Source organism: Chloroherpetonaceae bacterium (genome assembly GCA_033763895.1).
GTDB lineage: Bacteria > Bacteroidota > Chlorobiia > Chlorobiales > Thermochlorobacteraceae > JANRJQ01.
Genome location: JANRJQ010000007.1, coordinates 227801 through 252971, shown reverse-complemented (window position 1 = coordinate 252971; position 25171 = coordinate 227801). Strand labels below are relative to the sequence as shown.

Genomic DNA, 25171 nt, shown 5'->3' with positions numbered 1-25171 from the left:
TATGCTTAAAAAGAATTTTTTGAAGGATAAATTACAATCAGGAAGAACGGTGCTCGGTACTTGGTGCACGATTCCATCTGCGATCACAGCTGACATTATTTCAAGCACCGGACTTGATTTTATTATCATAGACGCCGAACACGGACCGATTAGTTTCGAAACCGCTCAGCAAATGGCGATTGCTGCCGAGTCGAGAAATGTTTCACCCGTTATGAGAGTGGGAGGGATTCATGAGCCCGATATCTTAAAAGCACTTGATATTGGGGTTCATTGTATTCAAATTCCAAATGTTAGTTCTAAGTCTGACATTGAAAAAATCATTCAACTTTCAAAATATCCACCAATAGGTAATCGTGGATTCTCACCTTTTACACGAGCTGGAAATTATTCAATTCATAATTCAAAAACACTTACCGAAATAGCAAATCACAATACTCTTATCGCGATAAACATTGAAGGTAAAGAAGCTTTTGATAAAATTGATGATATCCTGCAATTAAAAGAATTAGATATAATTTTTATCGGTCTTTTTGATCTCTCTAAATCGCTTGGAATGCCGGGCGAAGTTGATCATCCTGAGGTACAAAGTATGCTAAAAAATATCACACGGAAAATTAATAATTCTGGAAAATATACAGGAACAATTGCTACTAGTATTGATAAATTGAATTCATTTTCTGACTTAGGTATTAAATATATCGTGTATCTTGTTGACTGCGAGATGCTCAAAAGTTCTTATGAAAATGTATTTTCTAAATTTAATCTTTAATATGGTTGAACTGCTACGAAAGTTGAAGTATAAAATCCACCTTTCAACTCGATTGAAATCATCAAAAGAATTTGATGAAAATAGGATTAATATACGTAAGTTAAAAAATAAGCACCTTGGCCAAGATTGTTTTATTATTGGAAATGGACCAAGCTTAAAGAATGTTGATTTGAATATCTTTAATGATTACTATACATTTGCTACGAATAAAATCTATTTAATTTTTGATAAAATCGAATGGAGACCTACATATTATATTGCTTATGATCATTTAGTTGTGAAACAAGGGGTAAGTGACATCGATAAAATTACCACATCTTCTTTTATTGGAACGACTAAAAGTGTTAAAAAATTTTTTTATAAAGAAGTTTACCCAAAGCTAAGCAAGAGAGAGAATAGATACATCTTTCATGTAAATGACACAATTTCATTTGGAGGTTTTGATATTTCTGAAGAAATGGGATTAGGCACTGTGACAAATGCGGCACTTCAAATTGCTTATTATATGGGGTTTAAACGCGTTTTCTTAGTTGGAGTAGATCATAATTATACATATAAAGGCACACAAACTATTCCTGAATTAATGATAGGAAATGATCCAAATCATTTTCTGCCTTCATACTTTAAAGATGAAATTTGGTTGCCACCTGATAAAAAGCAGACAGAAGCCGCTCTAACACTCACAAAATACTATTACGAGGCTTCTAATCGATCAATTAAAAACGCTACTGAAAATTCGAAATTAGAAATATTTCATAAAATCTCGCTCGATGAAGCCTTTAATGAGTGCTTAAAGAAAAATACACCAAATTTAGACATAAACTTTACTGGAGAGATAATAAGATGAATGGGAAAGTATTCATTACCGACTACATTCAAACTCCTGATTTGGAGTCAAAAATATTAGGAAATATTTTAACCAATCAACCAAGTGTTGATGTTGAAGTACTTTTGGTTTGGCATGAGATAATCAATCAAGATTATTGTAAACGTTTTCCGAATCTTAAAGGTGTTGTAAGATACGGCGTAGGTTATGATTCATTAGATCTTAATTACTTAGCTAAAAATAAAATTATAGCTTGTAATACACCAGACTATGGTACAGATGAAGTGAGTGATACAGCTGTTTCTATGATCACTGGAATTGCAAGAGGCATTTATCGATATGACAATTTAGCAAGAACATTTCGAGAAGATTCTTGGCAAGAAAACACTATAAAATCTCTTAAAAGAAATTCAGAAACTACGATTGGTTTTTTGGGTGCAGGTCGAATCGGTGGAAATGCAGTATTAAAATGTAATTCATTAAAATTCAAAACTGCTATTTATGATCCTTTCAAAGAGCGTGGATATGAAAAACTACTCAATACGATGAGGGTTGATGAACTCGAAGAGCTATTATCTATTTCAGAGATAATTTCAATTCATTTACCCCTTAATAATGATACAAAAGGGATGATCAATGAGAGTTTTATATCAAAAATGAAGCACGGATCGTCAATTGTAAACACAGCAAGAGGTGCGATCGTATCAGATATTGACATTTTCTATGATGCATTGAAGAGTGGTCAATTGAACTCTGTTTACTTGGATGTGTTACCGGAAGAGCCACCTAAGAGATCTAAGCTTATTGATGCGTGGAGGAATAGGGAAGATTGGCTAGACGGAAGGTTAATAATTAATCCACATTCAGCTTATTATTCAAAGGAAGCCTACTATGAAATGCGTACAAAGGCTGCATTAAATGCATTGAGAATAATAGAAAACAAGAAACCGTTTAATATTTTATCAATACCTTAGTTTGACATTTTACTTTAAAAGGGAAGAAAACAGTATTTTACTTATGCCCTTATATTGAGTTGATGAAGTATTATAGAATGTTAATTATTATATGAAATTAAAAATATAAAGAAACACAGTCTTTATTGATATTCCTTAATTTTATCACTTAAAGAAATTAAAATTATTTAATTTAATACACTATTTCTTTGTATGGAAAATAAAATAATTAGTGTTATCCCGGTGAAGGATAAATCCGAAAGAGTAGAATCAAAAAATTTTAGATTATTTGATCAAAATTTATCACTCTTTGAGTTTAAATTACTACAAATTATTAATTCAAAAGCTTTTGATGAAATTTATATTTCTAGTGATTCTGAAAAAGCCGAGGAGATAGCCAAAAATTATAGTCTGAAATTTATTAAAAGACCCCAAGAGTTTTGTAATAATACCACCCCTTGGAGTGAAGTTATTCATCATGTCGTAGATTCGCTAAATATTTGTGATAACGATCATGTTGCTTGGTGCCATACAACTTCACCGTTATTTGACTCATATTCTAAGGCTGTTACTGTTTATTTTGATAAACTTTCGAAAGGTTACAATGGTCTTATTTCAGTGTCTGCCTTTAAGGAATTTTTGGTAAATGAAAAATCACGTCCATTTAATTATAATTGGGGAGTTTGGCATGATTATTCCCAAAACCTAGAAACATTGTATCGAATTACAGGCTCGCTATTTATATCTACAAAAAAAGAAATGATTAAAAATAGATATGTCATTTCAACAAAACCCTATTTATTTGAATCCTCCGCATTCGAGGGAATTGACATCGATACGGAATTTGATTTTAAGCTAGCGCAATTACTGTATCAAAATAAGAGTCAGTTTATAATTAATGAATAAAATACTTATCTCAATTGGTGGAAGATTAACTGAAAAGCATCTGTCCTTTTTAATCGATGTTTTTAATAATTTAAATCATTCAGGTGAGGCATATTTACACTTATATAAATTTAAGTATCCAGCTTTATCTCAATGGGAGGTAGATGTTAAGAGATATAAGCTCACTGCATTTGATAAATTAAAATTTATATTCTATTTTATTTTCTTTTTACTTCTTTATGGTTTTAATTGGTATATTAATATAAAATCTCAAAAAATATTAAAAACAAATTACTTAAATTTTATATTCAATCACACTCTTAATTTTTATAAAATTTATACTATAAAAAAAATAAATCATTTTTGCTGTTGGAATAACCATCATTATTACTTTGGTATTTACTATGATTTTTGTTCAATCCTTAAAATTAAAACTTCTATCATTGAGTGGGGCTACATTCCAGACTCTTTCATCTTAGATAAAAGTGGATACGCTGGAGAGTCAAGCATTGCATCTTCTTCTTTAAATATTCTTATTCAAGACAATTATCAAATTCTGACTAATATAGGAAAAGAATGCATATTTAGTATAAACAACATTGATATCAATATCTATAATCAAAAATTTCAATCTCCGTTATTGGATCAAATTTATAGAAAGAAAATAAATGGCAATAAGATTCTTTTTTTAGGGATTAATGAATATGACCAAGGATGTATTCCTTTTTACTTAAAATCAAAAAAAACTTACTTAAACAGGTTTAATAGTTGCTTAGAGATTTCATTAGAAATTTCAAAAAGATTAAATAATGATGATTTATTAATTTTTAAGCCACATCCTACAAGAAATAAATATCAAGAAGAACAAATATCAACTAACCATTTCATTCTTAATGTTGATCCAAATATACTTATTGATTGGGCAGATTTGGTTATTACTGTTGGTTCAAAACTGGAATTGAATGTATTATTGAAGGGTAAAAAATTATTTCTTCTTCATAGTGGTGTTTTTTGGAATAAGGATTGTGCTATTCAGTCAAATGATGTTGATGAATTAATTAGTAACCTAAATTTCTCTTCAAATATTCATATAAACTCTCTTTACCTTTATACAGGCTATCTATTAAATAAGTATATGTTTCTACCAGAAAAAATGAGTGTTCAGAATTTTTGTAATTTCTTTAAGTGATTTCTTTTTATATGTCTGTTGAATACATGCAATTTTTAGAAGCTGAATTGGCAAAGCTGCAAAAGAAAGTTCAACATAATGCTGAGGAAAAATTTTCTAATGAAAACTCATTAAAAAAGTCTATTAAGCCTATTTTAACATATTTTAATAATAAATTAAAGGCTTTTTTTGATCTTGATCGAAAAAGAATACATAAATATGATGATTTTTATAAAACATCTGAATTAAAACCTTACTCTTTAAAGTTAAAAAAAAATGTAAATATAAAAAAAATTGAAATTTGTCATGTTATTGCAAACTTTAGGATCGGTGGATCTTCTCAGCTTGTCTCCGATATTATTGAGTTAACGTCAGATGTGTACAATCATTTTGTTATTACTCGCTACCAACCCGTACCTCCAATGTATCAAAATGTAGAAGTTTTTGAATTCCCGAATAATAATTCTACTATTAATTTTAGTAGTGTTTTTCGCAAAAGAAAAGTTGATTTAATTCATGTTCACTTTTTTTCAGATGTTGTGACAAAACATGTTGATTGGGATTGGTATCATTCTTTTTTCCTTTCAATTAGTAGTTTAAATATCCCTATTATTCAAAATGTTAATGTACCAATTCAGCCATATCTCTCAAATAAGGTTAACAGGTATATATATGTTAGTAAGTATGTTGAGAACAATTTTGGTTTTTCTACAAGAAGTATCTCACAAGTCATTTATCCGGGTTCCGATTTTAACCTTTTTACTGGTGAATCAAATTTATCAAGCAAAGTTATTGGATTAGTTTATCGTCTAGATTTTGATAAATTAAATGATGCATCAATTGATCCTTTAATTTTAGCGGCAAAGAAGCTTCCTGATTATACTTTTCATATTATTGGTGATGGAAAGCTAAAGCATATTTTTATGAATAAAGTTATTGAAGCTGGTGTGTCAAACCAGTTTCATTTTTTTGGATATGTTTCGTACAATGATTTACCAAGTTACTTTAAGCAATTTTGCCTGTTTGTTGCTCCAATCTTTCGTGAAAGTTTTGGTTCTGTAGTTCCATTTGCAATGAAATTGGGCATTCCTGTGGTAGGGTACAACACAGGTGCGTTAAGAGAGATTGTAAAAAATCAATCCCTACTTGTAAAAACTGGTGAGTCGGAATTGCTTTCAAATCTCATTGTAGATGTAGTGTCTAATTTTAATCTTATGCAATCAATTTCTCATTTTAATAAAGAAATTTCCATTAATGAGTTTTCGCGTGAAAGAATGGTTCATCTATATCGGTTGCTTTATGATGAATTTATTTAATAACATTTAGAAATAACTTGATTTAAGTGTTTTGTTTTAATTTTATATTTTGATAATTTAAATGAAAATAGCTTTTATCTGCAAATATTCAGGTAACTCTTGGGATGGTAGTGAGGAACTTTGGTATGAAGCTGCAAATAAAGCTCTTGAAGATAAGCATGAAGTTTTTATTTTTTTAAAGCAGCGTCAGATAATCGCTGAACAATTTTATCTTCTTGAAAAGCGAGGTGCAAAATTATTCTTTCACTCAAAACTATCGGATAATCTTAATTATTTTCAAAGAAAAGTCAAAAGACTATTTCAAGTTCTTAAATTATACAAAGAAGCTAATCCTTTTTTAGTGTGTGAAAAACTTAAGGTTGATTTGATTTGCGTTTCTCAAGGTAAAACGTTTGATTCTATTTTAAATCCTGATTTAATGGATTTTCTTATTAACACTCATATTCCTTATGTTCTTATTTCTCAGCAAAATGATGAACGTTATTATTTAAGTGATCAAAATTTTGAGAATGTTAGATATTTGGTAAGTAAGGCAAAGTGCTTCTATTTTGTCTCAAAGAAAAATCTTGAACTTGCAAAATCTCAATTAGTATTAGATAATTTTAATTATAAAGTTTTATTAAATCCTGCAAAAACCCTTTCTAATATATCTATACCATTTCCATATTTTGAGATACCAAAATTTGCAACTCTTTCTCGACTGAATATTTATGAAAAAGGGCTTGATATTTTATTAAAAGTACTTTCAAAAAAGAAGTGGTTGGAGAGAGAATGGAAATTGTCTATATTTGGTGATGGAATTAATTCTAAGACCTTAGAAATGCTTATTTCTCATCTTAACTTATCTGAAAAGGTTCATTTAATGGGTTTTGCTTCTGATCTCAATAAAGTGTGGGCCTCTCATCAATTGTTGCTCTTACCTTCTCGAGTAGAAGGTTCTTCTCTTGCACTTTTGGAAGCAATGGCCTGTGGAAGGCCTGCTCTTGTAACTGACACCGGTGGTAATGCAGAAATTGTTAAAAATGGTTATAATGGCTTTGTTGCTTCATATCCTACTGAGGAACATCTTGATTTAGCTCTGGAAAATGCTTGGATTACTTTTAATCAATGGCGAGAATTGGGAGAAAATGCTTCTATTTCAATACGTGGTTTGTACAAAGATTCTAAGTCATTTTATGACGAAGTTATTACTAATATTTAAATATTTTTTGATTTTATAATGACTCTATTACTTTCGAAAATTAGACAAACTATTCACGATTTTTCCAAAAGTAGAAGTACTAAAATATTGGATTATGAAATCTCTCGAATTATGAAATTTCATAATCTTCACAAAAATCAGCAATGTATAATTATTGGTAACGGTCCTTCTCTAAGTAAAGTTGATATGAATATATTTAAGTCTGTCACTACTTTTGGAGTTAATAAGATTTTTTTACTTTACCCTAAAACACTATGGAGACCAACGTATCATTTTTTTTTGGATCCTTATGTTATCAGACAATCCTATGATGCAATCCAAAAGTATAAAAATGACTCGTCTTTTTTTTTGAATTTTGATAATGTAGGAGATTTATATAAAAGGGAACCTAGTTTCTACTATTACCGGTCCCAAAATGTATTGGGATTTAATAAATTTCTTCCCTCTATGACGGTTTCAGATGGTCAATCAGTAACTTATGTTGTTCTACAATTTGCATATATTATGGGTTTCAAAACAGTTTATCTTTTCGGAATTGATCATAATCATCACTTTGTTTCTAATACACCTTCTAAAGAAATAATTACTGATTCACATCCGAAGAATCATTTTGATCCAAACTATTTTGAAACTGGTCAAGTATGGTGGAAGCCCGATAAAGACTATATTGAAATGGCTTATCGCTTGGCAAAGTTTTTTTATGAGCGTGATGATCGTAAAATTTACGATTGTACGATAAATGGTAATCTCAATATATTTGAAAAAATGGATTATCAAGAAGCTCTTTTAAGGATTCATCAATCGCACTAAACTCGTGAAAAACACCGCAATTTCAGTTTCTTCGCTTTCAAAAAAATATCAATTGGGAGCTACTCACTCAACCTCGATTCGGGGTTGGTATGATTCGGTTTTTTCAAAGGAAAAGGCAAAGAAACCGGAAACTGAATTTTGGGCTCTTAAAGATGTTTCTTTTGATATTAATAAAGGGGACTCAGTTGGAATCATTGGAAAGAATGGTGCGGGAAAAAGCACGCTCCTTAAAATCCTCTCTCGAATTACTGAGCCAACAAGTGGCGAGATTGTTATCAATGGACGCGTTGCAAGCCTTTTAGAAGTAGGAACAGGGTTTCACTCAGAACTTACCGGCAGAGAAAATATCTTTCTCAATGGTACCATTTTGGGAATGAAAAAGGCAGAGATAAAAAAGAAATTTGAGGAAATTGTAGATTTCTCCGGAATTGAAAAATTCATTGATACCCCGGTCAAACGCTATTCCTCCGGAATGTATGTCCGCCTTGCTTTTGCCGTGGCCGCCCACCTTGAGCCGGAAATATTAATTGTGGATGAAGTGCTTGCGGTAGGTGATGCCGAATTCCAAAAAAAATGCCTTGGTAAAATGGGTGAAGTGACCGAAAAGGAAGGGAGAACCGTGCTTTTTGTGAGCCATAATTTAAGTTCAATAACAAAATTATGTAAGAAAAGTATTTTAATGGACAAGGGAACAGTTGAGTCATTTGGTAGTTCAACAGAGATTGTTCATAAATATCTATCACTTTATGATACAATTGATAACAGAAGTTACATTGAATTTAAAGAAAATGGCGAATTACCTTTATCTATTAGAAGTATAAAAATCTTCTCAAATAATATTGAAACCAACAATATATATTATGGTGATGACATAGAATTAAAAATTGAGTTTATTTCAAGACTTGGAATTAAAAGTCCAAAAATTGGTTATGTAATTTATAATGAAAGTGGAGACCCAATCTGCTGTTCTAATAATAGATTTATTCCATCTGAAGATTACCAATTTCCAGTAAATAAAGGTGTGATTGTGTTGAAGCTGAATGCAATTAATCTAATAGAAGGAAAGTACAGCCTTTCGTTTTGGTTTGGGGATAATGTACAAGATTACGATATACTACAAAATGTTTTATATTTGAATATCATTCCAAAAGATATTTGGGGTTCGGGATATTTACCTCCAAGGTTATCAAATTTTTGGATTTCAACTGAATATAGTTTAAAGTAATTAATTATGCTTAGTCCGATTAACTTAACTAATGACGTAAAACTGGTTAATAAGATTTCATATAAATTTATATCTGATGGTTACAATTTTGCAAATGTAAAATTGCATGAATTTTATAAGATCAAAGAATTTGTAGAAATATATAAGTGTAATCAAACTGGGTTACTTTTTGCTGATTCTCAGCTTAAGGAAGGTGATGGACAGTTTTATAATGAACTGTCAAAGAATGATTGGTATTATGTAGATACAAGATGGTTTTATGATTTTGTCTTACAGAAACTAAATGCTAATTCAAAAATTCTTGAAATTGGATGCGGTAAAGGAAGCTTTTTAAATTTATTAAAAAAGCATAATTTTAACCATTTGGGTATAGATTTTAATAATGAGGCGGTGAATCATTGTTTGTCGATGGGTTTGAATGCTTCTACCAAATCAACTTCAGAATTGTTTGAGATGAATCAAAAATATGATTTTATTTTTGCATTTGAAGTATTAGAGCATATTAAAAATATTAATGAGTTCTTTCTTAATTTAAAGAAAATACTTAAGCTTGGTGGAATGTTTTGTTTTTCAGTACCAAATTCTTCAAATCCTATTTATTTTGTTGATGAATACCTTAAAATATCAGATTTTCTAAACCCAGATTCTTACAAACTTTATAGAATCGCAACATCGTTAAATCTTCCCCCGCATCATTTCAATTACTTTAATATAAATAATATAAAAAAAATAGCTGAATTTTATGGTTTTACCTTAAATTACTTTGAGTACCAGCCTTACAATGTTGATTTGACTGATACTCTTATTTCATTATACCTAAATAGGTATATTCCATTTTTAAATATCTATAAAAAAAGTGATTTTATTTTTAGCAAACTTATTAAAATTGCCGGTTTTCTATTAAGTAATAAATATTACTCCTTGAGGGGTCAGTCAATTTATTGTGAACTTAAATTAACTAAAATTTAAACTGTGAATCTTCTAATTATTTCGGCGATGTATGGCCGCCCTTGGGGTGGAAGTGAAGAGTTATGGTACAAAATTGCATTATTTTATAAGAATAATAACTATAATGTTTCAGTAATTGCTCCATATTGGGATACAGTTCCAAAAAAGCATCAAGAGTTGAAATCCCGAGGGATTAAGATCAGTTATGTTCTAAAACCTCATCGATTTAACTTTATTTTATGGAGATTAAAGAAGTTTTTCCCTTACTTATTTGTTGCTAAAAATGAATATTTAGAATTAATTAATAAATACTCACCTGATGCAATTATTGTGTCACAGGGGCATGTCTTTTCGGCTGTTTCTCACAAAGAACTATTTTATGCTCTAATGAATTCAAATTCTTCTATTTATTTAATTTCTCAGTATAATACTGAATTGACCATTTTAGATATGAAAGAGATTCGTTTGATACGCTCTTTATATGATAAATGTAAGGCTTGGTTTTTTGTTTCAAAGAATAATTTAAAACTTGCAGAGCACCAATTGGCATATTCTTTATCCAGAGCAAAAGTTTTATATAACCTTCCTTCGTTTGAATCCAATGAAATGTTGCAATTTCCCTCTTTTGACTTAATTTGTTTTTCAATGGTTTCAAGGTTAGATATTTTAGATAAGGGGCATGATATTTTGTTTCGTGTTCTTTCTAAAGAAAAATGGTTAAAAAGGAAATGGATATTAAATTTATACGGCAGTGGAAAGGATGAGGAGTATTTAAAAGAATTAGCTGTTTTCTATAATATTTCTGATCGTATTTTTTTTAATGGGAATGTATCCGATATAAAGGATACTTGGAGAAAGAATCATATATTATTAATGCCTTCAAGAGCAGAAGGCACTCCGCTTTCACTGATTGAAGCATTTTCAGTTGGTCGTCCGGCTGTTGTAACTGATGTTGGTGGTAATGCAGAATGGGTATCAGAAGGTTTTACGGGTTTTCTTGCTGATGCACCTACTCCCAAATTATTTGATGAGGCTTTAGACAAAATGTGGATGAATCGTGATCAATTAAAAATTTTAGGGGAAAATGCTTATAACTTCTCGAAGAAAAGAATCAAGGAATTAAACAAAGAGATTGCAATATTAAATTGATAATATGAATTTAACAATTGCGATTTGCACTTATAACCCCGAAGAGCGTTACTTTAAACGCTGTTTGTTATCATTAAGCCAATTAACATTAAATAAATTAAATTTTGAATTATTAATTGTTGATAATTTTAGTTCTCCGCCAATTTCAGAACGCTTTTATGTACAGGAAATTCTTAAGTCTTTTCCTCATTCTCGAATAATTGTTGAACAAAAGCGTGGAACGGCTTTTGCACGATGCCGAGCAATACAAGAAGCTAAAGGCGAATTTTTTTTATTTGTAGATGATGATGTCGAACTTTCACCTGATTATTTGGTTCAGTCAGTTCCCTTATTTGAAAAATTTCCTAATGTCGCAATTTGGGGAGCGGGTAAAATTCAAGTTGAGTTTTTAGACCTTGTTGATAAGTGGGTACACCAATTTAATTACTTATTTACTGAGCGTAATTTTCAATATCTTGAGTACGGTTGCAATCATACTTGGAATAATGCCTACCCCGTTGGTATGGGAATGATTTTTCGCCCTGAAATGCTTCGCCCGTATGCGGAAGATGTATTTTCCGGGAAACTAACGATTAAAGGACGCGATGGTAAAAGCCTTGTTACCAATGAAGACACCCAAATGATTTGGTATATGACGGCAAAAGGTTTTGCCGCAGGGTCTTCTCCTGACTTAAAATTAAGGCATTTAATTCCTTCACGTCGAACCACATTAAGTTATCTTGCGCGCTTGAACTATGGAATCAGTGTTGCGATTGCCAAAACCAATGCGGAAGTTTACCCTGATAAACTTCCAGATTTGAAAAGAAATCCTCCCCGTTTTTTCCGAATTCTAAAAACCTTTTTGAAATTAGGGTTCAATCACACCATTGAACTTCAATTCCGCCGTTTGTTTGTTGATTTTGCGTTTGAATTAGGCATCATCAACGGCCGTTATCGCTTGGCGGGTATCGATAATAACATCTGGATTCGCCTTGCGCGGTTTCTTAATTTTGAATAAGCAGAATGAACAAAGAGATTTCATTTTTTGAATCTGTTTTAATAGCGGAGTCGCAAGCGATTCAAAAGGCTGCCGCTCGACTTAATTCCGAAACGATAAAGGAAATTATTGAAGCGGTTATTCGCACAAAAGGAGTGGTGTATTTCGCAGGAGTGGGTAAGTCGGCTTTTATTGCGCGAAAGGCGGCGTCGTCACTTCGGAGTGTTGGGCGGAAGTCGCATTTTTTATCATTTCCTGAAATGCTTCACGGCGATCTTGGTGCCGTTTCAGGTTCTGATATTTTTATTGCCATTAGTCATAGCGGTGGTGCTGAAGAATTAAAATCAATCCTTCCGATTTTGAACGAGCGCGGTGTAGCCGTGATTGCCATAACAGGTAATCAAGATGGCTATTTGGCGAAAATGGCGAAATGGGTATTAAGCAGTGCCATTGATGAAGAGGCATGTCCTTTGAGCCTTTTGCCCTCAAGCAGCACAACGCTGGCCCTTGCGCTTTGCGATGCAATTGTTCTCTCCGTTGTCAAATTTGCGGAAGTCAAAAAAGAAGACTTTGCGAAAAATCATCCGGCAGGATTTTTGGGAAAAAAACTCACACTTAAAGTTCGCGACCTCATGCATCAAGCCCCAAATTTACCAATGGTCTTCCCGGACGCTTCATTTTTATCGGTGATTCAAGCCCTTACCTCACCGTCGCTGGGGGCTGTCATCGTCGTGGATTCGGAACAAAAAATGCTTGGAATTATTACTGATGGCGATCTTCGACGAGCATTAGAGAAATTTGCCGAAGCGATTCCCTCTCGTTTGGCTAGCGACTTTATGACCATAAATCCCATTTCAACTTCGCCGGAAGTTCTTGCGTTTGATGCGCTCGAAATGATGGAAAATCGGCCGTCACAGATTTCGGTACTGCCGGTTGTTGATTCCACAGGCAAAACGGTTGGTCTGCTTCGCTTGCATGATGTGGTGAGAGGTTATCTTTGAGGGATGAGTAAGTAAACAGGTCATTTCGAACGGAGCAAAGCGGAGTGAGAAATCTCTGGTGTGCGGTAGGTCTGAGATTTCTCGCTTTGCTCGAAATGACAGAACATAAAAGGCACAAAACAAAAGAGAGGAAGTCATTACGAACGGAGCAAAGCGAAGTGAGAAATCTCCGGTGTGCAGAGAGTCAAAGATTTCTTGCTACGCTCGAAATGACAGAACATAAAAGGCACAAACTAAAAGAGAGGAAGTCATTTCGAACAGAGCGAAGCGAAGTGAGAAATCTCTGGTGTGCGGTAGGTCTGAGATTTCTCGCTGCGCTCGAAATGACGAAGCGTTAAGTATTAAGAATCAAAACAAAAGCCGTCATTTCGAACGGAGCGAAGCGAAGTGAGAAATCTCAGATTTTAATGAGGCAACTAATGTAAAATGAACCCCTTTCATTGAACATAGAATATGAATTCTTTCGTTGTTTACATTCTCTCAAGTAAAACCAAGGTTCTTTATGTTGGAATGACTAACAACTTAAACCGTAGATTGTTCGAACATAAGAATAAGTTAAATGAAGGCTTTAAGTATCGATACAATGTTGTGAATTTGGTTTACTACGAAATGCATAGTGATGCGATAGAAGCAATTAAACGTGAAAAACAAATCAAAAGTTGGTCAAGAAAAAAGAAGCTGGAATTAATTAAGGCTTTTAATCCTACTTGGAAGGATTTAAGTAGCAATTGGGATTTTGGCATATCAATAAGTTGAAAGAATATAAGTTCTCGATGCGCTCGAAATGACAGAACAACAAAGGCACAAAACAAAAGAGAGGAAGTCATTTCAAACTGAGCGAAGCGAAGTGAGAAATCTCTGGTGTGCGGTAGGTCTGAAATTTCTCGCTTTGCTCGAAATGACAGAACATAAAAGGCACAAAACAAAAGAGAGGAAGTCATTTCGAACGGAGCAAAGCGGAGTGAGAAATCTCTGGTGTGCGGTAGGTCTGAGATTTCTCGCTTTGCTCGAAATGACAGAACATAAAAGGCACAAAACAAAAGAGAGGAAGTCATTTCGAACGGAGCGAAGCGGAGTGAGAAATCTCCGGTGTGCAGAGAATCAGAGATTTCTCGCTGCGCTCGAAATGACAATAAAACATGTAATAAAACCAATGAAAAAAATCCAAATCACAAACGATTGCGCTATCGAAACCGGCGGGCCATTGGTGATTATTGCCGGGCCGTGCGTGATTGAATCGGAAGAACATGCAATGAAAATGGCGGAGTCGCTGCTTGCGATTACGAAACCCTTGGGCGTTCAACTGATTTATAAATCTTCTTTCGATAAGGCAAACCGGACTTCGATCAAAGGATTTCGCGGCGGGGGAATGGAAGAAGGTCTTGCGATTTTACGCAAAGTAAAGGAAACATTTCATATTCCGGTTCTCACGGATATTCATGAATCCTATCAAGCAGAGCCCGCGGCGGAAGTCGTGGATGTCCTGCAAATTCCGGCTTTTCTTTGCCGGCAAACAGATTTGCTCATTGCCGCAGGAAAAACGGGAAAGGTTGTGAATGTGAAAAAAGGGCAGTTTCTTGCACCGTGGGATATGAAAAATATCGTCACAAAATTGGAATCGACGGGAAATGAGAATATTTTACTGACAGAACGCGGAACCAGCTTTGGGTACAATAACTTGGTGGTGGATTTTCGTTCAATTCCGGAGATGCAAAAATTCGGTTATCCGGTTGTCTTTGATGCCACGCATAGTGTCCAAATGCCGGGCGGTTTGGGTGAACGTACGGGTGGGGAACGAAAATATGCGCCGCTTTTAGCAAAAGCAGCGCTCGCTGTAGGTGCAGATGCGCTCTTTATGGAAGTGCATGATAATCCCGATGCTGCGCCGAGCGATGGTCCGAATATGATTGAATTAAGATACTTTAAAGATATTTTAATCTCCTTGAAAACAATTTTTCTAATTTCAAAAAATTAATTCATGATAATAAGATATGATTAATGTTTTTTCCAATTATCAAGTGAGTCATTGTTTGAATTTTCTGAAATAAATTCCTACACTTTTGAAAAGTCCTGTTTTACTCCTCGTTTATAATCGACCTGAAACCACGGCGAAGGTCTTTCGGGCCATTCAACAAGCCTGTCCTGAAAGGCTGTTTATCAATGCCGATGGGCCAAGAAATGGCAAAGAAAAAGAAATTGAAAAAATTCAAGAAGTCCGAAATATTGTTTCAAAGGTAGATTGGCCTTGTGAGGTAAAAACACGGTTTTTAGATGAAAATCTAGGGTGCCGTAAGGGCGTTTCAAGTGCTATTGATTGGTTTTTTAGCGAGGTTGAAGAAGGAATTATTTTAGAAGATGATACCCTTCCTTCGGCATCGTTTTTTCATTATGCTGAGACGTTGCTTGAAAAATACCGCGAGTCGGAACAAGTGATGCACATTAGTGGGAGTTCGCCACAATTTGGACATTGGCGCGGGGATGGTACTTATTACGCGTCAAATTATTCACATGTGTGGGGGTGGGCTTCGTGGCGGCGAGCGTGGAAGCATTACCAAGTGGATATGAGGGATTATCCAAAATTTAAACACGAAGAAAAAATTAATTCAATATGGCCAACCACTTTTGAGCAAGTTTGGTGGAGCAACTTTTTGGATAAATTTTATTTGAATATGACTGATACTTGGGATTATCAATGGACTTGGTCAATTTGGAATGCTGGCGGTTGCTCAATTACTCCCAATGTCAATTTAATTGAAAATATTGGATTTGGTAGTGATGCTACACATACTAAAAATATTGAAAATCCCTATGTCAATTATAAGGCAGCTGAAATTGAAAAAATTATCCACCCCATATCTCTAAATGTGAATTTAGAAGCAGACCGGTTTACTTCAAATATTAATTACGGGTACTACCCAAGTATATTAAATCAAATTAAATTTAACATTTCTCGGTCATTACCTCCTTTCATTAAAAATATAAAGAAAAAAATGAGTTAGGATGAGTAAACGTGTACTTGCAGTAATGGCGATTGGGAAAAAATACCAAAGCCATTTAAAGAAATCTGAATTTATGTTTCAATGGTATGCCAAGCGGTGTCAGGCTGAATTTGTTGTGATTGATAAACCGCTTGACCCTAAAATGAAGCATAATCTTTTAATGCAAAAGATGCTTTTTGCAAGTTTTGTTTCAAATGCCGACGAGGCCGTTCTTTTGGATTTAGATATGCTGATTTCTCCAAAAGCCAAAAATATATTTGAAATTATTCATCACGATGCCCATCTCTATGCTTGTATTGACCCTTATGGAACTGACCGATTTAAGAAAACAGCGCAACGACTTTGGAAAAAAGAAAATATTCAAGATATCACACATCCACAATATTTTGAAAATGCAGGTCTAAAAGATTTAATAAACCCCCAAGATTTCTTTGCCTTAAATGGTGGAGCCTATCTTTTGAAGCCAAAATTAGTGGGTGAGTCGCTTCAAAATCTTTATCATACCTGTACAGAAAAATATTCGCTCACCCCATTGGCGCTTCGGCATGAAGAATGTATGATGGCATTTTATTCCCAATCTTCAAAAATCTTCCAGTCGCTTCCCCAAACATTTAATTATCAAATTATTTTCGACCTATTTGGAACACCGTTGTTTCACGAAATTCCGGGATTAATTGATACGCTTTATCGGAAAATTATGCGCCGTGTCGTGGTTTTTTCAGAATTGAAAAAGAATTTTATTCCTAGATCCTATCAATTTCATCCGAAATATCTTCAGTATATCAGTTCAAGATTAGAAAGTGAATCCATTCTTCATTTTGCCGGTGGCTATGTCATTCCCGATCAATTTTTGCAGCCATCACTGTATCCCAATTTGCCCGAATGAGTCGGAGTCGTGCGTTGGCCGTAATGGCAATTGGTGAAAAATATCAACAGTTGCTTACCAAAAATCGCCACATGTTTGAGTGGTACGCCAAGCGATGCAATGCCGATTTTATTGTTTTTGACAATCCACTTGACCGTGATTTCAAGCATAATATTTTAATTCAGAAAGTATTGTTGCCATCGAAATTAAAAGACTATGAATTGGTATGTGCAATGGATCTAGATATTATCATTTCGGCACAAGCAGATGATATTTTCCTTAAGAATCAAGATTTAAGTGGGGTTTCGGGTGTTTTAGACTCACGCGAAAGTGAAAAATATCGCTTAACATCAATTCGTTTATGGAAAAAGAAGCCTGATGAAAAGCTTGAAGCTTTTTCAGAATATTTTTCAAAACTCAATTTGGAGTACCACCCTGAACTTCAAGGTTCAATCAATGCCGGAGTGTGGGTTTTTAGACCTAAAGCAATCGCTGTCATTTTTGAAGAATCATATTATTCCGAAAAGTACAATCGATTAATCGAGCGCCGCAAAGCCTTGATAGAACAGGGAATTGCCGTTGCGGAATACGACGAGGCCATTATTGCCTATGAATCGCAGACGCGTGGGCTTTTTCAACCGCTTTCGGAATCGTTTAATACGCAAATTGTTTATACGCTTTTTGGCACAGACCTTTATCACCACATTGCAGGGCTTAAGCGAACATTCACGCGAAAGCTTTTCCATCATCTCTTTAGAAACACAGCCTACGGTGAACGATTTTCACGCGAAGCCTACAAACACGATCCGCTTTATATTGATACCATTGATAGGCTCCTCAATGAGGTGAATATTCTTCACTTCGCCGGCGGGTACCATATCCCTGAAAAATATTTCGACCCAGCTCGATACAAAAATTAATTCGTAAGCAAGTGAAAATTTTATACGACGGATACATCTTTCATCATCAGAAAGCGGGCGGCGTGAATCGGTATTTTGAAAATATTATTTCACGATTACCAAACACCGAGACACCAATCGTTTTGGGGCGGAAAATCAACGGCCGCGAAAGGTTGAGTCATCCAAACCTAAAAGTGATTGCCGCGCCGCCCGCTTATCCTCGTCGGCTGAGTCATCGCTTGGAGCGGTATAAAGCCTTTCGATTTCCGGAGTCATCTTTTCTTCGCCTCCGCGAAGCGCTCTTGAAGCCCACGATAGCCCACCCCACTTATTACGAGCTCATCACCGAATCCGATATACGCCATTACAAATGCCCTGTCGTGATAACCGTTCACGACCTGATTCACGAATACTTTTACCCGAATGAGGCCAAAGAAAAAATTGCGCTTAAACAACGCGCGATTGACAGAGCCGATCGGATAATTTGTGTGTCGCAGAATACGAAAAATGACTTGGTAAAGTCGTATCTTTGCGACTCTTCTAAAATCAGTGTCATCTATCACGCTTCAAGTTTATCAAAGGGCGATGCGGGTGAAAATCCGATGGGAAATCAGCCGTACTATTTGTACATCGGTGCGCGATACAGCTATAAAAATTTTGATTTAGCGCTTGATGCGTTTCATGATGTTTGGAAGAAAGAGCGTTCTTTGAATTTTTGTATTGTAGGGTCACCACTTTCAAAAGCAGAGTCAGCAAGAATTCTAGCGTTACCGTGTGCTGCACAAATTAAGGTGATTGTTCATCCAAGCGATTCTGTTTTAGCCGCGTTGTATGCCAATGCGTTGGCGTTTGTTTATCCCTCGCTCTATGAGGGGTTTGGAATTCCGCTTCTTGAGGCAATGGCATGCGGTGCACCCATCATTGCGGCGAATGCCTCGTCGATACCGGAAGTGGCTGAAAACGCGGCGCTTCTCTTTGATCCAAAGTCAAAAGATGAATTGATTGAGGCAATGCTTAAAGTTCAAGATGAAAACGTTCGAAAAGAATTAAGAGAAAAGGGTGAAAAAAGAGTTTTAGAGTTTAGTTGGGAGCGTGCTGCCAAAGAAACAGTACAAGTTTATCGTTCATTATAATTTTGTAAAACATCTGTTTAAGTAATGCCAAAAAAAATCTTAGTTACCGGTTCATCCGGTCTGATTGGTTCAGAAGTGTGTGTGTTTTTTGATAAAGAAGGCTACGAAATTCACGGAGTTGATAACAATCAACGCGCGGTATTTTTTGGGCCGCAAGGCGACACGCGGTGGAATCAAGGCCGTTTGCAGCAGATGCTACAAAATTTTCATCATCACGAAATTGATGTTCGCGATCGAGCCGGCGTTTTGAATCTCGTGAAAAATGTCCGACCCGATGTTATTGTCCACACAGCCGCACAGCCTTCACATGATAGAGCCGCAGCCATTCCATTCGATGATTTTGATACCAATGCCGTGGGTACGCTCAATTTCCTTGAAGCCGCTCGCCAGTTTGCACCCGAAGCGCCGTTTGTTCACATGTCCACCAATAAAGTTTATGGCGATGCCCCAAATCTGATTAAGCTCAAAGAATTAGAAACGCGTTGGGATTACGATGACGCCACCTACGACCACGGCATTGCCGAAACCTTTACCATCGATCAATCCAAGCACTCGCTCTTTGGTGCTTCAAAAGTTGCCGCCGATGTTATGGTGCAAGAATACGGGCGGTACTTCAATATGCCTACCTGTGCGCTTCGCGGCGGTTGCTTAACCGGCCCAAATCACACCGGAGTAGAATTGCACGGATTCCTTTCTTACCTCGTGAAATGTAACCTTGAAGGCCGTGAGTATAAAATTTTTGGTTACAAAGGCAAGCAAGTGCGTGATAACATTCACTCACTCGATGTCGCGCTCTTTATGAACGAATTTATCAAGGCACCGCGTGTTGGGGAAGTCTATAATCTTGGAGGCGGAAAAGAGAATAGTGTTTCGATTCTTGAAGCCTTTAAGATTGCGGAAAAATATACCGGAAAAGCTCAAGTGTATTCATACATCGATCAAAACCGCATCGGCGATCACATTTGCTATTTCAGCGATTTGCGCAAGATGAAAGCGCATTATCCCAATTGGGATATTACCAAGTCGGTTGAGCAAACCATTTTTGAAATTGTTGAAAGCTGGAATAATAGGTTAAGCAAATAATATGAAAATAATTCATTTATTTTTTTCGATTTTCTCTTTTATTATAGAAAGAGTTCCTTTATTACAAAATTTATTAAAGTCTATTCACTTTAAGGGTAAAGTAATACTCGTTTCTAAAATCAATAAAAAATATCTAAAATCAGAAAAGTTTATTGATAGTGTAAATGGATTAAAGTATGAATTTAACCTAAAAGATGAAATTCAGAAATATATTTATTTTAATGTGTATGAACGACGTAGTTGGAAATTGGTAAAAAATTATATTAAAAAAGGAGATATTTGTATTGATGTTGGTGCAAATGTAGGATTCTATAGTTTAAATTTTGCTAAAATAATAGGTGATAAAGGTAAAGTATTTTCTTTTGAAGCGAGTCCTAATACGTTTCAGGTTCTAAAGAAAAACATTTATTTGAATAACTTCGAAAATAATATTTACTTTTACGATATTGCTATATCTGATAAAAAAGGCGAAGTAATTTTTTCTTTAAGCGATGAGCATGATCACAGCGGTTGGGGACATATTGGATATGATTCAAGATACAATTCTATAAAAGTACCAACAACAACTTTAGATGAATTTTTGGAAGAAAATAATTTGTTGAACGTTGATTTTCTAAAAGTAGATATTGAAGGTGCAGAAGACCTTTTGTTGATTGGGGCAGAGAAATCTTTAAAGGCAAATAGAATTAAATGTGTGTTTATTGAATTTTCTGGAATGGATGAGGCTGCAATAAATTATAGAATTAAAAGATTTAGTGATTTTGGATATTCCTTGATAAGCCCTATAGATGTCCTAAATGAGATAAACTCAGGAAAAAGATTTTCAAAAAGTGTAACAGATAATATGTTATTTGTACTAAAGAAATAAATATGAATTTAGATTCACGAATATTTGTTGCAGGGCATCGTGGCCTTGTGGGGTCGGCGATTGTCCGTGTGCTTCAAGCGCAAGGATTTAAGAACATCTTGATGAAAAGCCGTAAGGAGCTTGATCTCGAAAAGCAGGCGGAAGTCGCGGCGTTTTTTGAGAGTGAAAAGCCGGAATATGTTTTTTTGGCGGCGGCCAAAGTAGGTGGTATTTACGCCAATAATACTTACCCCGCTGATTTTGTTTACTCCAACTTGGTGATTCAAAATAATGTGATTCACCAAAGCTACCTTTCAAAGGTGAAGAAACTCTGTTTCCTTGGGAGTTCGTGTATTTACCCCAAGTTTGCCCCACAGCCTATCAAAGAAGAATACTTGCTTGATGGAAAATTGGAGCCAACGAATGAGCCGTATGCAATTGCCAAAATTTCGGGCATCATTATGGCGCAGTCGTATAATCGCCAATTCGGAACGGATTTTATCTCGGTGATGCCCACAAATCTTTATGGCGTCAATGACAATTTCGATTTGCAAAATGCGCATGTGCTACCGGCGCTCATTCGAAAATTCATTGAAGCCCGCGAAGAAAAGAAACCCAATGTAACCGTGTGGGGCACGGGTTCGCCTCGGCGGGAGTTTTTGTATGTCGATGATATGGCCGAGGCGTGTGTCTTTTTAATGAAAGGTTATTCAGGCAATCAATTCATCAACATTGGTACAGGTGAAGATATTTCGATTAAAGAAGTGGCGGAGCTTATTAAAGAAATCACCGGTTATCAAGGCGAATTGGTATTTGATACCACCAAACCCGATGGTACGCCGCGTAAACTTTTGGATGTTGGGAAATTGAAAAGTTTGGGATGGAGCCCGAAAGTTAGTTTGCGTGACGGAATATCGCGAACGGTGAAGTGGTATGAAGAAACCGTTTTGAAAAAAGCTTGAGCGATGAAAATATCTGTACTAACCGTTACTTATAACGCTGAAAAATACATTCAAGGGTGCCTTGAAAATGTGATTGCCCAAAGCTGCCGAAATATCGAGCATATCATCGCCGATGGCGGCTCAAAAGATCGCACGGTTGAAATTATCAAGAGCTTTTCTGAAAAGTATCCGCATATCAAATGGATCTCAGAAAAAGATAAAGGCCAAAGCGATGCAATGAATAAAACCTTGCAAATGGCATCGGGCGAGGTGATTAGTTTTTTGAATGTGGATGATTTCTACGAACCCAACGTGCTCAATTTTGTATTGGATGAATTCGAAACCTTGCCCGAACCTTCGCTTTTGGTGGGGTGGTGCAACATCATAGGCAATAGCAGCGAGCTCATTAAAATCAATAAACCCGCACGGTTGAATTTCATCGACTTGGTTTCCGAGCATTACAAAACAGCCTTTCCGCTAAATCCCTCCGCTTACTTTTATCATAAATCACTTCATTCAATCATTGGGAATTTTGACATCAATGAGCATTACCATATGGATTATGATTTCATACTGAAAGCCGTTCGTGTGGCCAATGTAAAAAGTGTGGAAAAGGTTTTAGGGAATTTAAGAATGGTTGACGGTGCGAAGACTTACGAATCCTTAAAGGCTGGTGAGCATATTGAACGGCATCAAAAGTTTTTTAATCGTTGGCGAAATTCGCTTCCCGAACCTCAGCGCTCTTGGGTGAAAATGAAACATAAGATGCTCAATTCCACAGAATATTTTATGGAGCACCCTGCCGAAATACTTCCAAAAATTAAAGCACGGTTTATCAAAGATGCTCATTCATAACGACTGTCGGCATTTCCGTGGTGATATTCCTTGCACTCCGCATAAGTTGCACGGGGTGCATTGCGAAGGATGTACCTTTTATGATCCTGCTCCACAAAAAGTATTAATCATCAAGTTAGGTGCAATCGGCGATGTTATTCGAACCACGCCCATCCTTTCAAAGCTAAAAGCGCAATATCCCAAAGCGTTGATTTATTGGGTCACCTATTCGCCGGATGTTCTACCCGATGCAGTTGATATAAAACTCACGCTGAACTTACCCGCATTGCTTCAACTTGAAGAAACAGACTTTGACCTTGCCATTAATTTGGATAAAGACCGTGAAGCCTGCGCATTGCTCAATCGGGTAAAAGCAACCGAGAAAAAGGGCTTTTCCCTAAAAGCAGGTAAGTGTGAGCCAATTTCCGCTTCGGGCAAACACAAATTTGAAACCGGCGTCTTAGACGATGTGAGCAAAGCCAATACCAAGAGCTATGTCGAAGAAATCTTTGAAATTTGCGACCTTAAGTATGAAAAAGACGACTATGTTCTTGAAAACCCTTTTGCCGGAAAAAAGAACTGGGAGTTAGACAAAACTAAAAAAGTAATTGGGCTCAATACCGGCTGCGGCGGTCGCTGGGTTACCAGATTGTGGGAAGAAAAAAATTGGACTGAATTGGCAATAGCACTTATCGCTCAAGGATTTGAAGTGGTGCTTCTGGGAGGTGAGCAAGAAGATGCCGTGAATAAAAGAATCGCGGCCGGTTCGAGTGCAAAATATTTCGGGCATTTCCCAATGAAAATCTTTATCGATGAAATCGCGCAGTGCGATGTGGTGATTACGCAAGTAACAATGGCGATGCACCTTGCAATAGGGATGAAATGTAAACTCATTTTGATGAACAATATTTTCAATCGTCATGAGTTCGAACTCTATGGCCGAGGAGAAATTATTGAACCACCAACGGGCTGCGATTGCTTTTATGCGCCATCCTGCACAAGAGAATCTAACGGTGGTATTCATTGTATGAAAGATATTACACCTGAAATGGTTCTTTCCGCGGTGAAGAGAACGCTTTCGAGTGAAAGTCGATGAGGTTTTTGTTTATCGAGCAATCGGCTTTGTGGCCGGTCAACTCCGGACATAAGCAACTGATGGCGTCTTTCATTGAAGGACTTTCCGAAATGGGGCATACGGTTGATTTGTTCATTCTTGACCGGGTGTTTAATGAACCCCAAAAAGCCAAAGAGTGGGAAAAATTTGGAGGGAAAATATTTTACCACAGTTTACAAATGGATTATGGCAAAGTCCCAGCATTTCTTCTCAAATGGGGGAATCGACTTTTTGGAGACGAACACTTTTTAGTGGAGACTGCAAGCCTTGAGCGATACAAAAAAGCACTAAACTTGGTATGCAAAGCCGAAAATTATGATACTGTGTTTTGCAATTTTGTTTACAATTTTCCTCTTATCAGCGCTGTTCCTAGCACAATAAAAACCTTATTGATGGAGTATAACCATCAATCACAAATTGAAATCGACTTGGCCAATAAACTGCAGTTAAGTCCAATAATGAGAGTTTTTTATCGCAATCAAGCAGAGCGATTAAAGCAATATGAAAGGAAAGCTCATCAAGAGGCAAAGCGTGTGCTGTATATCTCCAAAGAAGATCAAAAGGTGTTTATTGGAGTCGATCAAAGCTCAGATGTGTTTTACCCGCCAATGAAACCCGCTACTTTAAGAAAAACAGATTTTTCATTTAAAAACGCGCTTCTTTATTCAAGCGATCTTTCAAGAAATGTGAATCGTGATAGCTTGATGTGGTTTTTGGCACAGGTTTGGGAAGAATTAAAAGCTAAATTTCCACAGTTAACTTTGTATGTCACTGGAAATGCGCCTGAGAGCCTAAAGAGTTGGGCCAAGGGGTATCACGGTGTGGAATTTACGGGATTCTTAAGCGAAGTTAAGTTGGAAGAGCTTGCTGTGAATTGCGATGCTTTTATTGCGCCAATTTTTTCGGGGAGCGGAATCAAAATTAAAATTTTGTGGGCAATGTCTTTAGGTCTTCCCGTTGTCACAACCCCTAAAGGTGCCGAGGGAATTGAGATTGTTCCCGGGAAGGATTTTGAATTGGCCGATAATCCAAATTTATTTTATAAAAAACTTCGAAATCTATTAGAAGATGATCATTTGAGAAAAAAATATGCAGAATCCGGAAAATCAATTATTGAAATGAAATATAGTGAAGTAAAATCTCTAAAATATTTTTTAGAAATTTCGGCTTAAAGAATGCGGGTTAAAAATAATTCAAATCATGTTTTCTGAAATAAAAAATAAAATTCT

26 protein-coding genes are annotated in these 25171 nt (G+C 35.6%); all 26 read left to right on the top strand.

Annotated features, from left to right (window positions below; all coding sequences use genetic code 11):
- Window position 1: 1 nt before the first annotated feature.
- The 26 genes from SFU91_06175 (at window position 2) to SFU91_06050 (ending at window position 25114) form a co-directional block, all read left to right on the top strand.
- On the top strand, window positions 2-769 hold the full coding sequence (locus SFU91_06175) for an aldolase/citrate lyase family protein (GenBank protein ID MDX2128605.1): 768 nt from the start codon (window positions 2-4) through the stop codon (window positions 767-769).
- Window positions 770-821: 52 nt separating this feature from the next.
- Window positions 822-1616: a 6-hydroxymethylpterin diphosphokinase MptE-like protein gene (locus SFU91_06170; protein MDX2128604.1), complete on the top strand. Its 795-nt coding sequence runs from the start codon at window positions 822-824 to the stop codon at window positions 1614-1616.
- Window positions 1613-2569, top strand: a complete 957-nt coding sequence (locus SFU91_06165; protein ID MDX2128603.1) for an NAD(P)-dependent oxidoreductase — start codon at window positions 1613-1615, stop codon at window positions 2567-2569. The genes SFU91_06170 and SFU91_06165 overlap by 4 nt, the downstream gene beginning before the upstream one ends.
- 192 nt (window positions 2570-2761) lie before the next feature.
- Window positions 2762-3454, top strand: coding sequence for a hypothetical protein (locus SFU91_06160; GenBank protein ID MDX2128602.1), 693 nt, complete (start codon window positions 2762-2764; stop codon window positions 3452-3454).
- On the top strand, window positions 3447-4622 hold the full coding sequence (locus tag SFU91_06155) for a hypothetical protein (GenBank protein ID MDX2128601.1): 1176 nt from the start codon (window positions 3447-3449) through the stop codon (window positions 4620-4622). Before SFU91_06160 ends, SFU91_06155 begins: the two co-directional genes overlap by 8 nt.
- Before the next feature lie 11 nt (window positions 4623-4633).
- A complete protein-coding gene (locus tag SFU91_06150; GenBank protein MDX2128600.1) occupies window positions 4634-5917 on the top strand; it encodes a glycosyltransferase family 4 protein in 1284 nt (427 codons plus the stop codon).
- Between the two features lie 61 nt (window positions 5918-5978).
- The gene (locus SFU91_06145; protein ID MDX2128599.1) at window positions 5979-7118 is read left to right on the top strand and encodes a glycosyltransferase; all 1140 of its coding nucleotides are present in this window, start codon (window positions 5979-5981) and stop codon (window positions 7116-7118) included.
- A gap of 111 nt (window positions 7119-7229) precedes the next feature.
- Complete coding sequence (locus SFU91_06140; protein ID MDX2128598.1) at window positions 7230-7928, top strand: 6-hydroxymethylpterin diphosphokinase MptE-like protein; 699 nt, start codon at window positions 7230-7232, stop codon at window positions 7926-7928.
- A 4-nt stretch (window positions 7929-7932) separates the two neighbouring features.
- On the top strand, window positions 7933-9153 hold the full coding sequence (locus tag SFU91_06135) for an ABC transporter ATP-binding protein (GenBank protein MDX2128597.1): 1221 nt from the start codon (window positions 7933-7935) through the stop codon (window positions 9151-9153).
- A gap of 6 nt (window positions 9154-9159) precedes the next feature.
- Window positions 9160-10122 (top strand): class I SAM-dependent methyltransferase, encoded by a 963-nt coding sequence (locus SFU91_06130; GenBank protein MDX2128596.1) that lies wholly within the window; start codon window positions 9160-9162, stop codon window positions 10120-10122.
- Between the two features lie 3 nt (window positions 10123-10125).
- The gene (locus tag SFU91_06125; GenBank protein ID MDX2128595.1) at window positions 10126-11250 is read left to right on the top strand and encodes a glycosyltransferase; all 1125 of its coding nucleotides are present in this window, start codon (window positions 10126-10128) and stop codon (window positions 11248-11250) included.
- A gap of 4 nt (window positions 11251-11254) precedes the next feature.
- A complete protein-coding gene (locus tag SFU91_06120) occupies window positions 11255-12247 on the top strand; it encodes a glycosyltransferase (protein MDX2128594.1) in 993 nt (330 codons plus the stop codon).
- A gap of 5 nt (window positions 12248-12252) precedes the next feature.
- Window positions 12253-13227, top strand: coding sequence for a KpsF/GutQ family sugar-phosphate isomerase (locus SFU91_06115; protein ID MDX2128593.1), 975 nt, complete (start codon window positions 12253-12255; stop codon window positions 13225-13227).
- A gap of 44 nt (window positions 13228-13271) precedes the next feature.
- Window positions 13272-13565 (top strand): hypothetical protein, encoded by a 294-nt coding sequence (locus SFU91_06110; protein MDX2128592.1) that lies wholly within the window; start codon window positions 13272-13274, stop codon window positions 13563-13565.
- A gap of 115 nt (window positions 13566-13680) precedes the next feature.
- Window positions 13681-13983, top strand: a complete 303-nt coding sequence (locus SFU91_06105; GenBank protein ID MDX2128591.1) for a GIY-YIG nuclease family protein — start codon at window positions 13681-13683, stop codon at window positions 13981-13983.
- Window positions 13984-14011: 28 nt separating this feature from the next.
- Window positions 14012-15202, top strand: coding sequence for a 3-deoxy-8-phosphooctulonate synthase (kdsA, locus tag SFU91_06100; GenBank protein ID MDX2128590.1), 1191 nt, complete (start codon window positions 14012-14014; stop codon window positions 15200-15202).
- An 85-nt stretch (window positions 15203-15287) separates the two neighbouring features.
- The gene (locus SFU91_06095; GenBank protein ID MDX2128589.1) at window positions 15288-16226 is read left to right on the top strand and encodes a hypothetical protein; all 939 of its coding nucleotides are present in this window, start codon (window positions 15288-15290) and stop codon (window positions 16224-16226) included.
- A gap of 1 nt (window position 16227) precedes the next feature.
- Window positions 16228-17112, top strand: a complete 885-nt coding sequence (locus tag SFU91_06090; GenBank protein ID MDX2128588.1) for a hypothetical protein — start codon at window positions 16228-16230, stop codon at window positions 17110-17112.
- On the top strand, window positions 17109-18011 hold the full coding sequence (locus SFU91_06085) for a hypothetical protein (protein ID MDX2128587.1): 903 nt from the start codon (window positions 17109-17111) through the stop codon (window positions 18009-18011). The genes SFU91_06090 and SFU91_06085 overlap by 4 nt, the downstream gene beginning before the upstream one ends.
- An 11-nt stretch (window positions 18012-18022) precedes the next feature.
- The gene (locus tag SFU91_06080) at window positions 18023-19123 is read left to right on the top strand and encodes a glycosyltransferase family 1 protein (GenBank protein MDX2128586.1); all 1101 of its coding nucleotides are present in this window, start codon (window positions 18023-18025) and stop codon (window positions 19121-19123) included.
- A 24-nt stretch (window positions 19124-19147) separates the two neighbouring features.
- Window positions 19148-20206, top strand: a complete 1059-nt coding sequence (locus tag SFU91_06075) for an NAD-dependent epimerase/dehydratase family protein (protein MDX2128585.1) — start codon at window positions 19148-19150, stop codon at window positions 20204-20206.
- A 1-nt stretch (window position 20207) separates the two neighbouring features.
- Window positions 20208-21074: an FkbM family methyltransferase gene (locus SFU91_06070; protein MDX2128584.1), complete on the top strand. Its 867-nt coding sequence runs from the start codon at window positions 20208-20210 to the stop codon at window positions 21072-21074.
- A gap of 2 nt (window positions 21075-21076) precedes the next feature.
- Window positions 21077-22015, top strand: a complete 939-nt coding sequence (locus SFU91_06065) for a GDP-L-fucose synthase (protein ID MDX2128583.1) — start codon at window positions 21077-21079, stop codon at window positions 22013-22015.
- A 3-nt stretch (window positions 22016-22018) separates the two neighbouring features.
- Window positions 22019-22849 (top strand): glycosyltransferase family 2 protein, encoded by an 831-nt coding sequence (locus tag SFU91_06060; protein MDX2128582.1) that lies wholly within the window; start codon window positions 22019-22021, stop codon window positions 22847-22849.
- A complete protein-coding gene (locus SFU91_06055) occupies window positions 22836-23924 on the top strand; it encodes a glycosyltransferase family 9 protein (protein ID MDX2128581.1) in 1089 nt (362 codons plus the stop codon). The genes SFU91_06060 and SFU91_06055 overlap by 14 nt, the downstream gene beginning before the upstream one ends.
- Window positions 23921-25114, top strand: coding sequence for a glycosyltransferase family 4 protein (locus SFU91_06050; GenBank protein MDX2128580.1), 1194 nt, complete (start codon window positions 23921-23923; stop codon window positions 25112-25114). The genes SFU91_06055 and SFU91_06050 overlap by 4 nt, the downstream gene beginning before the upstream one ends.
- The last annotated feature ends 57 nt before the right edge of the window (window positions 25115-25171 follow it).